The sequence below is a fragment of the Rouxiella badensis genome, assembly GCF_026967515.2.
Lineage (GTDB): Bacteria > Pseudomonadota > Gammaproteobacteria > Enterobacterales > Enterobacteriaceae > Rouxiella > Rouxiella badensis.
Window position 1 is genome coordinate 2,297,518 of record NZ_CP114062.1, and the last position, 12,528, is coordinate 2,310,045.

General features: G+C 53.7%; 13 protein-coding genes and 1 pseudogene. 6 read left to right on the top strand and 8 right to left on the bottom strand.

The window, feature by feature from the left end:
• Positions 1-82 precede the first annotated feature (82 nt).
• On the top strand, positions 83-949 hold the full coding sequence (gene dapA, locus O1V65_RS10585; protein ID WP_269130485.1) for a 4-hydroxy-tetrahydrodipicolinate synthase: 867 nt from the start codon (positions 83-85) through the stop codon (positions 947-949).
• A gap of 72 nt (positions 950-1,021) precedes the next feature.
• A complete protein-coding gene (gstA, locus tag O1V65_RS10590) occupies positions 1,022-1,627 on the top strand; it encodes a glutathione transferase GstA (RefSeq protein WP_017492947.1) in 606 nt (201 codons plus the stop codon).
• A 40-nt stretch (positions 1,628-1,667) separates the two neighbouring features.
• On the opposite strand, the gene pdxY is transcribed toward gstA, so the two are convergent.
• The 5 genes and pseudogenes from pdxY to anmK all read right to left on the bottom strand — a co-directional run bounded on the left by pdxY (position 1,668) and on the right by anmK (position 6,433).
• The gene (pdxY, locus tag O1V65_RS10595; RefSeq protein WP_017492946.1) at positions 1,668-2,528 is read right to left on the bottom strand and encodes a pyridoxal kinase PdxY; all 861 of its coding nucleotides are present in this window, start codon (positions 2,526-2,528) and stop codon (positions 1,668-1,670) included.
• 92 nt (positions 2,529-2,620) lie between these two features.
• The gene (gene tyrS, locus O1V65_RS10600; protein ID WP_017492945.1) at positions 2,621-3,895 is read right to left on the bottom strand and encodes a tyrosine--tRNA ligase; all 1,275 of its coding nucleotides are present in this window, start codon (positions 3,893-3,895) and stop codon (positions 2,621-2,623) included.
• 192 nt (positions 3,896-4,087) lie between these two features.
• The gene (gene pdxH / locus O1V65_RS10605) at positions 4,088-4,765 is read right to left on the bottom strand and encodes a pyridoxamine 5'-phosphate oxidase (protein WP_017492944.1); all 678 of its coding nucleotides are present in this window, start codon (positions 4,763-4,765) and stop codon (positions 4,088-4,090) included.
• Positions 4,766-4,934: 169 nt separating this feature from the next.
• A pseudogene (locus O1V65_RS10610) lies at positions 4,935-5,259 on the bottom strand (MliC family protein).
• 40 nt (positions 5,260-5,299) lie between these two features.
• Entirely contained in the window at positions 5,300-6,433 is a 1,134-nt protein-coding gene (gene anmK, locus O1V65_RS10615; protein ID WP_017492942.1) for an anhydro-N-acetylmuramic acid kinase, read from the bottom strand.
• A gap of 264 nt (positions 6,434-6,697) precedes the next feature.
• Here anmK and O1V65_RS10620 point away from each other — a divergent pair, with 264 nt between their 5' ends.
• Positions 6,698-7,168 (top strand): outer membrane lipoprotein, encoded by a 471-nt coding sequence (locus O1V65_RS10620; RefSeq protein ID WP_017492941.1) that lies wholly within the window; start codon positions 6,698-6,700, stop codon positions 7,166-7,168.
• A gap of 161 nt (positions 7,169-7,329) precedes the next feature.
• Here O1V65_RS10620 and slyA read toward each other — a convergent pair whose 3' ends face one another.
• Positions 7,330-7,764, bottom strand: coding sequence for a transcriptional regulator SlyA (gene slyA, locus O1V65_RS10625; RefSeq protein ID WP_017492940.1), 435 nt, complete (start codon positions 7,762-7,764; stop codon positions 7,330-7,332).
• Between the two features lie 192 nt (positions 7,765-7,956).
• Between slyA and O1V65_RS10630 the strand changes: the two genes are divergently transcribed.
• The 3 genes from O1V65_RS10630 to O1V65_RS10640 are packed head-to-tail and all read left to right on the top strand — an operon-like array spanning position 7,957 to position 11,117.
• The gene (locus tag O1V65_RS10630) at positions 7,957-8,193 is read left to right on the top strand and encodes a DUF1656 domain-containing protein (protein ID WP_165429655.1); all 237 of its coding nucleotides are present in this window, start codon (positions 7,957-7,959) and stop codon (positions 8,191-8,193) included.
• Between the two features lie 5 nt (positions 8,194-8,198).
• Entirely contained in the window at positions 8,199-9,056 is an 858-nt protein-coding gene (locus tag O1V65_RS10635) for an efflux RND transporter periplasmic adaptor subunit (RefSeq protein WP_017492939.1), read from the top strand.
• A 9-nt stretch (positions 9,057-9,065) separates the two neighbouring features.
• Positions 9,066-11,117: an FUSC family protein gene (locus O1V65_RS10640; protein ID WP_026110680.1), complete on the top strand. Its 2,052-nt coding sequence runs from the start codon at positions 9,066-9,068 to the stop codon at positions 11,115-11,117.
• Positions 11,118-11,133: 16 nt separating this feature from the next.
• On the opposite strand, the gene O1V65_RS10645 is transcribed toward O1V65_RS10640, so the two are convergent.
• The gene (locus tag O1V65_RS10645) at positions 11,134-12,030 is read right to left on the bottom strand and encodes an aldo/keto reductase (protein WP_017492937.1); all 897 of its coding nucleotides are present in this window, start codon (positions 12,028-12,030) and stop codon (positions 11,134-11,136) included.
• A 75-nt stretch (positions 12,031-12,105) separates the two neighbouring features.
• Positions 12,106-12,345: a DUF1289 domain-containing protein gene (locus O1V65_RS10650; RefSeq protein ID WP_084912657.1), complete on the bottom strand. Its 240-nt coding sequence runs from the start codon at positions 12,343-12,345 to the stop codon at positions 12,106-12,108.
• Between the last annotated feature and the right edge of the window lie 183 nt (positions 12,346-12,528).

The window sequence follows — 12,528 nt, forward strand, 5'->3', positions numbered from 1 at the left end:
TGAAAAGCAGCACGTTTTTATTTGGTTTGTGAAAGCCTTTCCTACAATTTTTTGGATGACCTCTGCGTCAGGCGTATAAATTATGTCAATATTTTCAGGTATTTGGGTTCCACTGGTTACGCCTTTCAATCAGGGTGAAATTGATTTTCCCGCGCTGACCGCACTGTGCCAGCACGTTATGGACAGAGGCATTGACGGCGTTGTGGTGTGTGGCACCACCGGCGAAGCGCCGATGCTCAGCAAAGAAGAACAGCTGCAAGTCCTCGACGCCGTGCTGACCGTCGTGCCGGGTAATAAAGTGATGATGGGCCTTTCTGGCACCCACATGCCCAGCATTGTGGCAATGCAGAAAGCCATTACCGAGCGTCCAATTGCCGGTATTTTGCTGCCTGCACCTTACTATATCCGCCCTTCTCAGGCTGCTCTGGAGGCGTTCTTCACTCAGCTTGCCGACAGCTCAAGCGTGCCAATCGTGGTGTACAACGTACCTTATCGCAGCGGTATTCATCTCGAGCTGGAAACCCTGCGTCGTCTGGCCAAGCATCCACGCATCGTGGCAGTGAAAGACTGCGGCGGCAGCACCGATTTGACCTATTCCCTGATTGCCGACGGCGAGTTGGACGTGCTGTGTGGCGAAGACGGGCAGATTCTGGCCACCCTGTGCATGGGCGGAAACGGCGCTATCGCCGCTTCGTCTCACCTGTTCCCAGAGAAATTCGTGGCGCTTGTCAAACAGGTTCAGGCCTGTGACCTTGCCGCCGCACGCGAGAACTTCTTCCAGCTGATGCCACTTATTCGCCTGATGTTTGCCGCGCCAAACCCGGCATCTATCAAGTTTGCGCTCTCATTGGATGGCCTGATGCAAAACGAACTGCGTGCGCCAATGTTGCCTGCCCCCGCAGAAGTTGAAGAAGCTATCGTCAATTATCTCAATACATTCAGCAGATAGATTATAATGTGAACAGCTGCAACCAGACGACGATATAGTTCCTGGCATACCATCTGATAACTCGGGGTTTGTATGAAACTTTATTATAAAGCGGGTGCCTGTTCACTTTCTCCACACATTGTCCTGCGTGAAGCCGGTCTTGATTTCACTATCGTTAAAGTCGATTTAGTGACAAAAAAGACCGAGCAGGGCGAAGATTTCTATCACATCAATCCCAAAGGCCAGGTGCCAACGCTGGTCCTGGATGACGGAACGGTGCTCACCGAAGGTGCTGTGGTGGTGCAATACATTGCTGACCAGAAACCCGACCGACAGCTTTTGCCGGAATTTGGCTCTCTGGCCCGCTATCATGCGCTGGAATGGTTGAACTATATTGCGACCGAAATTCACCGCAGTATTAGCCCGCTGTTTAATCCCAAAACCCCCGACGAATACAAATTCATGACCCGCGAGGCGCTGCATAAAAAGCTGGCCTACCTGAATACTTCATTGAAGGACAAACAGTTCCTGCTAGGCAACCGTTTTAGCGTGGCGGATGCGTATCTGTTTACCATGATGAGATGGGCCAAGGCGCTGAAGTTTGACCTCTCTTCACTGCCCGATTTGAACAGCTACATTGAGCGAGTCGCGGCCAGGCCGGCGGTGGATGCGGCGCTGGTGGCCGAGGGACTGAAATAATAGAAATCGGTTCCCCCTGAGCCGGGGGAACCTAATAATATCAAAGCTTAACGGCAGGGAAATGGTGGGTCGGATGCACAATCTTGTCCTGCGCTGCCACGACCTGTAGCTCGTATTCACCCATTGAATGAGTGGCCAGCATAACCTCGTAAACGGCCGCCGTCACGTGCTCTAGCGCCTGGTCAAGCTGTTGGCCTTTAAGCAAGTCCACCAGCAGTAATCCGCTGGTCAAATCGCCTACGCCCACCGGTTGACGCGCGCCGAAATCCACCAGCGGACGGTGGATATGCCACGCCGCCTCTGCGGTCACCAGCAGCATTTCGAAACGATCGCTCTGATAACCGGCACGGCTAAGGTGTTTGATAAGCACCACTTTGGGTCCTTTGGCAATAAGCTCACGCGCCGCTCTCACCGCGTCTTCGACGTTATTGACCGTGCTCCCGCTCAGCATTTCCAGCTCCAGCAGGTTTGGTGCGATAATATCGCAGTTAACCAGCGCCTGTTTGCAGTGGAACTCAGCCACGCCCGGTGCAACGATGCACCCCTTCTCAGGATGCCCCATCACCGGATCGCAGAAGTACCAGGCTTCTGGATTCGCCGCTTTGACCTGCTTAACGATTTGCAGGATATGCTCGCCCTGCTCCGCCGAACCAATGTAGCCACTCAGCACGGCGTCACAGTCCTTAAGACGGTCAATCTCGGCAATACCGCGTGCGATATCGGTAAGATGGCTGGCGGGCATCACGCAGCCGGTCCAGTGGCCATATTGGGTATGATTTGAAAACTGGACGGTATTCAGCGGCCAAACGTTTGCGCCCATACGACGCATAGGAAATTCTGCCGCGCTGTTGCCTGCGTGACCGAAAACGGTATGGGATTGAATCGAGAGAATATTTTTCATGAGAGTCCGATGCCAACGTCATCAGCGAGATGGCGCAACGGGTCAATGAGATTGCCGACGGCAGGCCTGGAGCGTCCCGTCGGCGGTTCGGTTTATTTCCAGACTGCCAGGCAGTAGTTCTTCTTGCCGCGACGCAGCAGCGTATAACGGCCAAAGAGGCGGTCGCTGTCGCTGAATTTGTATTCAGGATCGGCCTGCTTCTCGCCGTTGACCATCACCGCATTAGACGAAATAGCGGTACGTGCGCGGCCGCGTGAAGGTTCCAGCTCGGCGTTAACCAGCGCCTGCTGCAAATCAACATCACCTTCCAGCTCGATGCTTGGCATACCGTCTTGCGCCAGCTGGGCGAAGTCGGCTTCGCTCATGTCGCTTAATGCGCCGGAGAACAGGCTGGCAGTGATGCGACGCGCTGCGGCCAGGCCTTCTTCGCCGTGAACCATACCGGTAACCTGCTCGGCAAGCACGTACTGTGCACGCGGTGCGGTACCGCTATTTTTGTCTTCTTCTTCCAGCGCATTAATTTCTTCAATGCTCATGAAGGTGAAGAATTTCAGGAAACGATAAACGTCGGCATCCGCGGTATTGATCCAGAACTGGTAGAATTTGTAAGGGCTGGTTTTCTTCGGATCCAGCCACACGGCGCCGCCTTCGGTTTTACCGAACTTGGTCCCGTCTGATTTGGTGATCAATGGAACGGTCAGACCAAACACCTGCTTCTGGTGCAGACGACGCGTCAGGTCGATACCCGAGGTGATGTTACCCCACTGGTCAGAACCCCCAATCTGTAGCTCAACCTTGTGCAGGTCGTACAGAGAAGAGAAATCGTAACCCTGTAGCAGGTTGTAAGAAAATTCGGTAAAGGAGATACCGCTGTCGTCACGATTCAGACGCTGCTTAACCGCTTCCTTGTTAATCATCTGGTTAACTGAGAAGTGCTTGCCGATGTCACGCAGGAAGGTCAGCACGTTCATGCCGCCGAACCAATCGTAGTTATTGGCAGTGACCGCACTGTTCTCACCGCAGTTGAAGTCAAGGAACGGGGAAACCTGATGACGGATTTTTTCAACCCATTCGTTTACGGTTTCGTTGGTATTCAGCTTACGTTCGGTCGCCTTGAAGCTCGGGTCACCGATGAGGCCGGTTGCGCCACCGACCAGAGCAACAGGCTTGTGGCCGTCCAACTGGAAGCGTTTCAGGCACAGCAAAGGCACCAGATGGCCCAAGTGCAGGCTATCGGCGGTAGGATCGAAACCGCAATACAGTGCAATTGGCCCTTGCGCCAGTCGCTCTGCTAACGCATTTTCGTCCGTAACCTGGGCGATAAGCCCCCGCTCCTGCAATTGTTGAATCAAGTTGCTGCTTGCCATCAAAAACTCCATCAATTCTGGAAAATTGTTTATCGGGATTATTCATGCAAAAAACGCGCCGACACCCTCGTCCACGCGTTTGCGAAATCTGGGATTACAAAGACTGACCATTAAGGCACAGGGAGTTTGTAAGGGGTATAGAATAAAGCGCCCGAGGGACGAGCGCTAGGTTTTCAGACAACTTTTAGCGGCTTAAGGCGCGAGTCGGTCTATTTTCCAACCAGTTCCCGGCGCATTGCCTTCAGATGCCGTCTCGCGCTGATAAATGAAGCGGTCATGCAGGCGATGTTCGCCGCCCTGCCAGAACTCCATCGAATCGAATTTCACGCGGAATCCGCCCCAGAAGCTTGGCAACGGGACTTCGCCATTGCTGAATTTCTGCTTCAGCTCGAGGAACTTGCTTTCCAGCACGCCGCGGGCAGAGATACGCGTCGATTGCTGGGAGACCCAGGCCCCGATCTGGCTGTCTTTCGGACGGCTGGTGAAGTATTTCATCACCTCCAGCGTCGGTAAACGTTCGGCCTGCCCCAGCACGATGACCTGACGGTCAAGCATGTGCCACGGAAAAAGCAGGCTGATACGCGGATTCAGCGCCAGCTGCTGTGCCTTGCGGCTGCCCAGGTTAGTGAAGAACACCATGCCATGCTCATCGTAGTGTTTGAGCAAGACGATACGTTGGAAAGGCTGACCATTTTCGTCCACGGTAGCGACGCACATTGCGGTCGGATCCGGAAGTTTTGCCTCGCAGGCCTGTCTTAACCAGTGCTCGAACAGCGCCATCGGCTCTGCCGTCAAATCTTTGCGGCGCAAACCACCTCGGGTATATTCACGTCGCAGATCGGCAACGTCAAACTCATTATTTTCAGCCATATAGGTTCAACATTTAGTCAGTAGTGGGATGGGTTTATTTTGCGCCACACTTTAAAAGATAACAATGCTCTATCCCCAAGTAATCGGGATTACAGCAACGCGGCAAGTGAAAGCATTTCCGGACGCTGACTCAGGTAAGTGGCCGGGGTGAACAGGCACGCTGTCGCGCCTAGTTCGCAGGAACGATGACACAATCGTCGATGATCACGTCATCGCCGCGCTGGACTAATGCTGCGTTACCTTTGGACCAGAACGTGTAGGCTGTAGCGCGTACCGGACGCCGCTTCTACCTGCGGCAGATGCAGCTGAATCCCGTCGAGAATTAAACTGACCTGCCGTGCCGGTTTGTAAAGCGTTACGCTAAGCGGCGTCGTGCCGCATTCATAATGCAGTTGAACGCTGTCGGGAGCGGCGTCGGAGGCCGGTTGATGGCTAAACTGACTGCAACCGGCCAGTACAACGCTGGTTAGTCCGACGAGAATGGCTTTTTTCATTTTGATTTTCCTGATTTTTGCCCGTGCTAACCACTCTAGTCTATTCACGTACAACGTTGGAAAAAACCGGATAAATCGCACCGAGCACCGTTTCGCGGCTCGCACCAGTCACAGAAGGCAGATTGCCCGGCTGTCCCGAAAGCGTGCGAAACGCCAGCCACGCAAAGGCTAACGCCTCCATGTCATCACCGCTCACGCCAAATGCGTCAGTAGGGCTAACCTCGGTGCCGGGCAGCATCGCCGACAGACGCGCCATCACCAACGGATTTCTCGCCCCGCCGCCACACACCAGCAGCCGGTCGCAGCCGCCCGCCAGCTGAACCTGTTCGGAAATACTGGTGGCCGTCAGTTCGGCCAGCGTCGCCTGCACGTCCTCCGCCGCCAGCGGATGCGCACTCGCCAGCTGTCGCTCGAGCCACGCCAGATTAAAATATTCGCGGCCGGTGCTCTTTGGCGCAGGTTCGGCAAAATAGGCGTCGGAGAGCATGTGCTGTAACAACATCAAATCCACTCGCCCTTCACTCGCGAACGCGGCGTCTTTGTCGTAGGGCAGCGCGCGCTGCTGCCAGATCCAGGCGTCCATCAGCATATTGCCCGGACCGGTATCATAGCCGCGAATAGGCTGGCCGGGCAGCAACAGCGAAAGGTTGGCAATACCGCCGATATTAAGGATCATCCGGCGTTCGGTGGGATGCGCGAGCAGTGCCTGATGGAAGGCGGGCACCAGCGGCGCGCCCTGCCCGCCCCATGCCATATCACGACGACGAAAATCGCCGATGGTGGTAATGCCGGTCATCGCGGCAATGCGATTATTGTCACCCAGCTGCATGGAGAACGGCGTGTCGCCTTTCGGCTGATGCCACACGGTTTGCCCGTGGCAGCCGATGGCGGTCACCTCTTCGGCGTCGATCCCTGCCTTGTCGAGCAATCCCAGCACCGCCTCGGCGAAAAGACGTCCCAGACGGGCATCCAATTCGCCGACCTGTGAAAGCGTCACCGCCTGTCCCTGGCACATGCCGAGTACCGCCTCTTTAATGTCCGGCGGGATAGGATGCGAGTAGCTGGCCTGCTGGGCCACCATGCGTTCATCGATCGCCGCCAACACGACGTCAACTCCATCCAGACTGGTGCCTGACATAACGCCGATGTAACGGCCTGACTTCTTGGTTAGCATCTTATGAACTCCCGCAAAAATCCCGAAGGATAAAGGTTAATTAAACAGGCTGTCACAAAGAAAGGGTTTTGGTCGCGTATTTTTTTGCTAATCTCGCAAAAATAAACCAACGTTTATTATTAGTTGATAAGCGCGTCTATAAGATAATCACCAGTTTGAGTTATGATAGTAGCTGACACTATCTACAATGATGTTGAACTGTGTCCCGATTTCAAACGTCGACTCGCTGAACTGCGGGGACGTGACTATAAACAGGAGCTTTTTATGATTAAGCGTATTCTCATCGTCGCTCTGATGGGTTCCACTCTCGCCGGTTGCGTAAGCGACTCACTGTCAGGCAATGTCTACTCATCCTCACAGGCGAAGCAGGTTCAAAACATTTCTTACGGTACCTTGGTGTCTGTTCGCCCAGTGCAGATTCAGGGTGATGACCAAAACAACGTGATAGGCGCTATCGGTGGAGCCGTATTGGGTGGTTTCCTGGGTAACACCATTGGTCGCGGTGCAGGGCGCAGCCTGGCGACAGCCGGTGGTGCAGTGGCCGGTGCGGTTGCGGGTAACGCAGTCACTAATGGCCTGAACCGTGCAAACGGTGTTGAACTGCAGATCCGTAAAGATGATGGCAACACCATCCAGGTCGTGCAGAAAGTTGACAGCAGCACCAAATACTATGTTGGCCAGCGCGTCAGCATGGCGACCAGCGGCAGCACCATCACCGTTTCTCCGGGCGTTTAATCTCCCCTCGCTCGTGACCTTGTTACGGGCATAAAAAAATCGGAATCCCTGCCTGCAGGGGTTCCGATTTTTTTCCTGGCTACGGTCTTGCTTAAAAACAAATCGAAGATTAAATCACGGTAAACGCATGGCCATCGATGTGGTTCTAATGCTTGCTGTCGTTATGGTTTGTTTTGTAGAGAAGCAATGTTTTTTTCTAATCTTGCCAACATTTCTAACAGCAAATTAATATCGGTAGAAGACATCCCTGAGAGGATCTCTTTGCGGGTATCATCAATCACCGTTTCCATCTGATTAATGATTGGTGCCGCTTCTTCCGTGAGTTTAATGCGCTTCGCACGGCGATCGCTGGCGCAGGTTTGACGCGTTATCAGCCTTTTCTCTTCCAACTGATCCAAGGTTCGCACCAGCGACGGCTGTTCAATACCGATAGCTTTTGCCAATTGAATCTGAGACTGCTCAGGCGGTAAGATATTGATGTTATGCAAGGTAACCCAATGCGTTTGCGTCAGCTCCAATGGCTTCAGCCGATCGTCGATTAACGCACGCCAGACACGAACTAATCGTGCGAGATCTGACCCAAGGTTTGATTCCAATGCACCCTCCTTATAATTAGCATGCTAAGATAACTCCCCAGAGTTTAGCTTAGTTCTCGTGAATTTAATCGTAAAATTACAAATCTAAAACGGTAACACCTTATACAATTAATCTGAGACTCGTGCCCCGAATGCAAAACGCACCCAGAAGCCAGGTTATTTATAACACAACCCGATGCAGAGATTAATATTGTGATTGCGCAAATGTTCCATTCTGGCCCTTTTCTCCCAGATCTTGTGCTGGGTGCCTCTCTATATTTTCCTCCTATTTTTAAAGCTTTTTTACTTGGATTGTTAATTTGGTTGATTATTCACCGATTGTTGCGCAACTGGATCTATTCCGGTGAAATCTGGCATCCCACTTTGATGGATTTATCTATATTTGTCATATCGATATGCGCGGCGCTATTACTGATCGTTAATGAGTAAAAAAGATGAAATTTAAGACACTAAAATATTTTTCAACGCTTGCAGTGCTCGCCGTCGCATTATGCGCGGGTTGGTGGATGTGGAACTATTACATGCAGTCGCCGTGGACTCGCGATGGAAAAGTTCGCGCCGAGCTCGTCGATATCACGCCAGAAGTGTCAGGCAGGGTTACCGATATTACCGTGCATGACAATCAATATGTCCATGCAGGAGAACTTCTGTTTAACCTTGACCCGGTGCCTTTCCAGATTGCGGTGGATAATGCCCAGGCCTCGGTTGACAAGGCACAGGCAGACCTCGATAAAGCCAATCACGAAGCCGAACGCCGGCAGAAACTGGGCCGCGATGTCATCTCGAGCGAGTCGTTAGACCAGGCAAATCTCGAAGCCAAATCAATGAAAGCGACACTTGAAGCGACGAAAGCCATGCTGGAGCAGGCACGCTGGAATCTGAGCAAAACAAAAATTTTTGCTCCGACCGACGGCTACATCACTAACCTGGTGGCGCGTAAAGGCAACTATGCCACTACCGGTACGCCGCTGGTGGCGCTGGTCGATGCGCACTCCTTCTATGTTTTAGGCTATTTCGAAGAAACCAAGCTCAAGCACATCAAGGTCGGCAGTCCGGCCGATATTGTGCTGTATAACGGTAATATCCCGCTCAAGGGTGAGGTCGAGGGTATCGGGCGCGCCATTTACGACCAGAGCGTCGAAAGCGACACCGGCCTGTTGCTCGACGTTAAGCCGAACGTACCGTGGGTGCGTCTGGCTCAACGCGTTCCAGTGAGGATCAAAATCGATAATATCCCGAGTAATCTGGTGCTGGTTGCCGGGACTACCTGCACGATATCGATTCATTATTAAGGGAAAAGCTTGAATTTCTCGTGGCTGGAATGGAAAAACACGCTCTGGGGTCGATCCACGCGAGGACAGTGGCGCTATGCGTTGCGAAACTCTATCGCCATGTGTCTGGCGCTGTGGATTGCCTTTGTGCTACAGCTCGATGAGCCTTACTGGGCCTTTACCTCGGCGGCGGTGGTCAGCTTCCCGACCGTCGGCGGTGTCATAAGCAAAAGTATCGGCCGCGTCTTCGGTAGTCTGCTCGGCGCATCGGCGGCGGTGCTCATTGCCGGACACTGCCTGAACGACCCCTGGCTGTTCACGCTGTTTATCGCCGCCTGGCTGGGCGTCTGCACCTATGCCTCCAATCTGTATCAGAACAATGTCTCCTATGCCTTTGCGTTGGCCGGTTATACCGCCGCGATTATCGCCTTTTCAACCGTCAACGTGACCGATACCGGCACTATCTTTGACATCGCGCAGGCCAGGGTTTGTGAAGTCATTACCGGGATCCTTTGCGGGGGCTTCATGATGATGGTGATGCCCAGCACCTCCGACGGCGATGCGCTGCTGACTTCGTTGCGCAAGATGCACGTTCAGCTGCTGGAACACGCGCAGTTGCTGTGGCGCAGCGAAGTCACCAACCAGATTCGCGTCTCCCACGAGGGGGTAATCAATCAGATACTGACCCTCAACCTGCTGCGTATCCAGGCCTTCTGGAGCCATTACCGCCTGCGTCAGCAGAACAATCTGCTCAACTACCTGCTGCATCAGCAGCTGCGGCTAACCAGCTACATCTCCAGCCTGCGCAGGATGATGCTCAACTGGCCGAATCCTCCCGAGAACCTCAACGAGGTGCTTGCCGCCCTGCTGGACGAGCTGAGGAAACCCAATGCCAGCAAATATCAGCTGGCCAAGACGCTCAAAAACATCCGGCCTGTCGATCCCGCCGACTATCGTCATCACGCTTTCTGGCAACGACTGCGCGATTTTTGCTGGCTCTATTTGCGCAACGAACGACTGCTTCAACAGGTTGAAAACGCCAATGTGGTCTCGGTGGATCAGATTCAGGCCCCCAAGGTGAGTAAACTGACTCGCCACGCCGACGTCTATGAGGCGGCTTACAGCGGATTTCGCACTTTTTTGTGCATCGTGGTGGCCTGCGCGTATTGGATTAACACCCAATGGGACTCCGGGGCGTCGGGCGTCACGTTGGCCGCTATTGGCTGTGTGCTCTACTCCTCGACGGCTTCCCCCATCAACAGCATCAATCTGCTGACTAAGTCGTTGATGCTGCTGTTTATCGGCTGCTTCATTATCAAGTTCGGCGTGATGGTGCAAATCACCGATTTCTGGCTTTTTTGCGCGTTCATCCTGCCGGTATTGGCGACGATGCAGCTGTGCAAATTGCAGTACAAAGCGTATGCCGGTCTGTGGGGACAGCTGATTGTCTTCAGTGGATCGCTGCTCGCCGTGGCGAACCCACCGAGCTTTGACTATCAGTCGTTCATTAATGATGGCTTAGCCGAGATTGCCGGCGTGATGCTGGCCGGACTTTTCTTCCAGGTGTTGCGCCCAAGCTCGGACAGCCGCAAGAGTCGCCGCCAGATTCGCGCCCTGCGCCGCGATTTTATCGACCAGCTTAGCCGCAGACCGCAGATGTCACACTTGCAGTTCGAGTCGCTGATTTACTATCGCGTTAACCAGCTTAATCAGAGCAAGGATCAGGTCTCGCGCACCTGGTTGCTGCGCTGGGGCGTGGTGCTGCTCAACTGTAGCCACATTGTTTGGCAACTGCGAGAGTGGGAAACGCGGTCAAATCCGCTGTCAAAGGTGCGTGACGTGTGCATTCACTGTCTGAAGGGGATTATGACCGAGCGGGGCGTGAGTCATCCGAAGCTTGATGCCAGCCTAAACGAGTTGCAGCGCATCAGCGAAGCGTTGTCGAAGCACCCCGATGCCTCGGCGCGCGAACTGGCGGGTGTCATCTGGCGACTTTACTGTTCGCTGTCGCAGCTGCAGTCGGCTATCAATATAGAAGACGTGGCGGCAGGCGCGTCTGAGCCTGCCGGTAAACCGGCCTGAGGCCGGTTATTTTGCCTCAGGGAACATCGTATCCCAGTGCAGCCTTGCGTATGCGGAACCACTGCTGGCGGTTAATGTCCAGCGACAATGCCTTCCACGCCGAGGCGATACGCTCAATCTTGCCGCTGCCAAGGATCGGTAACGGACGTGACGGCAGACGCATGATCCAGGCATAGACCACTTGATCAATGGTCTCTGCGCCTGTCTCTTCTGCTACTTTCTGCAGTTCATCCCGCAGCGGTTGATATTGTGGATCATTGAAAAGACCCCCGCCTCCCAGACAAGACCAGGCCATCGGCTTGATCCGCAATTGCTGGCATTGATCCAGCGTGCCGTCGAGGATGGCCGGCTGATGAATCGGCGAAATCTCGACCTGATTGGTCACCAGCGAAAACGGCAGGCGCGATTGCAGCAGGGTAAACTGCGCCGGGGTAAAGTTGGAGACACCAAAATACTTCACCTTGCCGCTCTGATGCAGGGCAGTGAACGCCTCGGCGGTTTCGTCTGCGTTCATCAACGGGTCCGGACGATGAATCAGCAGCAGATCGAGGCTGTCAGTATGTAAATTTTTCAGCGAACGTTCGGCCTGCGCAATAACGTAAGCTTTATCGGTAATGTAATGGCCGATCGGATTACCTGGAGCGGCGGTGGTTGAGATCCCGCATTTGCTCACCAGCTGCAGCTTGTCACGCAGCGAGGGGTTGAGCTTCAGCGCCTCACCAAAGGCGGCCTCGCATTGGTAATTGCCGTAGATATCCGCGTGATCGACGGTGGTTATGCCAAGTTCAACGTGTTGATCGATAAACGCCAGCAGCTGTTGCGGCGTCATGCCCCACTCCATCAAACGCCAATAGCCGCAAATCATTGAGGAAAATTCCGGCCCCTGCGGCGCAATACGCGTGCGTTGTTCCATTGTGTATTCCTTTTCTCATTATGGTCGGCCAAGCATAGCCTGTTTTATGAATTTTTCATTGATTTGAAAGGGGAATTAAAACAGTGAGGGCTGTTCGGGAGCCGGATCGTCAGCGGCCCTGGCAGCGCGTTTTAGCCGCAGGAAGCGCTGGTGGCACAGGCGCAATACGTGGCGCTTTTCGGTATCGTTCATGCTCATCCAGCCAAAACGCTCCTCACGACTGCGAAAACAGCCGCGACAATAGCCGTTGGGCCCGGACTCGCACACGCCGCGGCAGGGACTGGGAATGTCGAAAAACTCGAGCTGCTGAGCCAAAATTACTCCGCGCTAACCGGTGGATGGAGAGAAAACAGGTAAAGATGCTGATATTTTATACCAAAAATCTGCAAAGGTGACATCTCGACGTAGCAAAATGAGCTGTGGAGCAAAGCCTCAGGTTGACCTAGACTGACTGGTCTATTAACGTGAGCCAAGAATGATTCATCATCCCATCTCATT

Coding starts and splice junctions, on each gene's coding strand:
- dapA (WP_269130485.1), top strand. CDS start 83: ATGTCAATATTTTCAGGTATTTGGGTTCCACTGGTTACGCCTTTCAAT.
- gstA (WP_017492947.1), top strand. CDS start 1,022: ATGAAACTTTATTATAAAGCGGGTGCCTGTTCACTTTCTCCACACATT.
- pdxY (WP_017492946.1), bottom strand. CDS start 2,528: ATGAAAAATATTCTCTCGATTCAATCCCATACCGTTTTCGGTCACGCA.
- tyrS (WP_017492945.1), bottom strand. CDS start 3,895: ATGGCAAGCAGCAACTTGATTCAACAATTGCAGGAGCGGGGGCTTATC.
- pdxH (WP_017492944.1), bottom strand. CDS start 4,765: ATGGCTGAAAATAATGAGTTTGACGTTGCCGATCTGCGACGTGAATAT.
- anmK (WP_017492942.1), bottom strand. CDS start 6,433: ATGCTAACCAAGAAGTCAGGCCGTTACATCGGCGTTATGTCAGGCACC.
- O1V65_RS10620 (WP_017492941.1), top strand. CDS start 6,698: ATGATTAAGCGTATTCTCATCGTCGCTCTGATGGGTTCCACTCTCGCC.
- O1V65_RS10635 (WP_017492939.1), top strand. CDS start 8,199: ATGAAATTTAAGACACTAAAATATTTTTCAACGCTTGCAGTGCTCGCC.
- O1V65_RS10645 (WP_017492937.1), bottom strand. CDS start 12,030: ATGGAACAACGCACGCGTATTGCGCCGCAGGGGCCGGAATTTTCCTCA.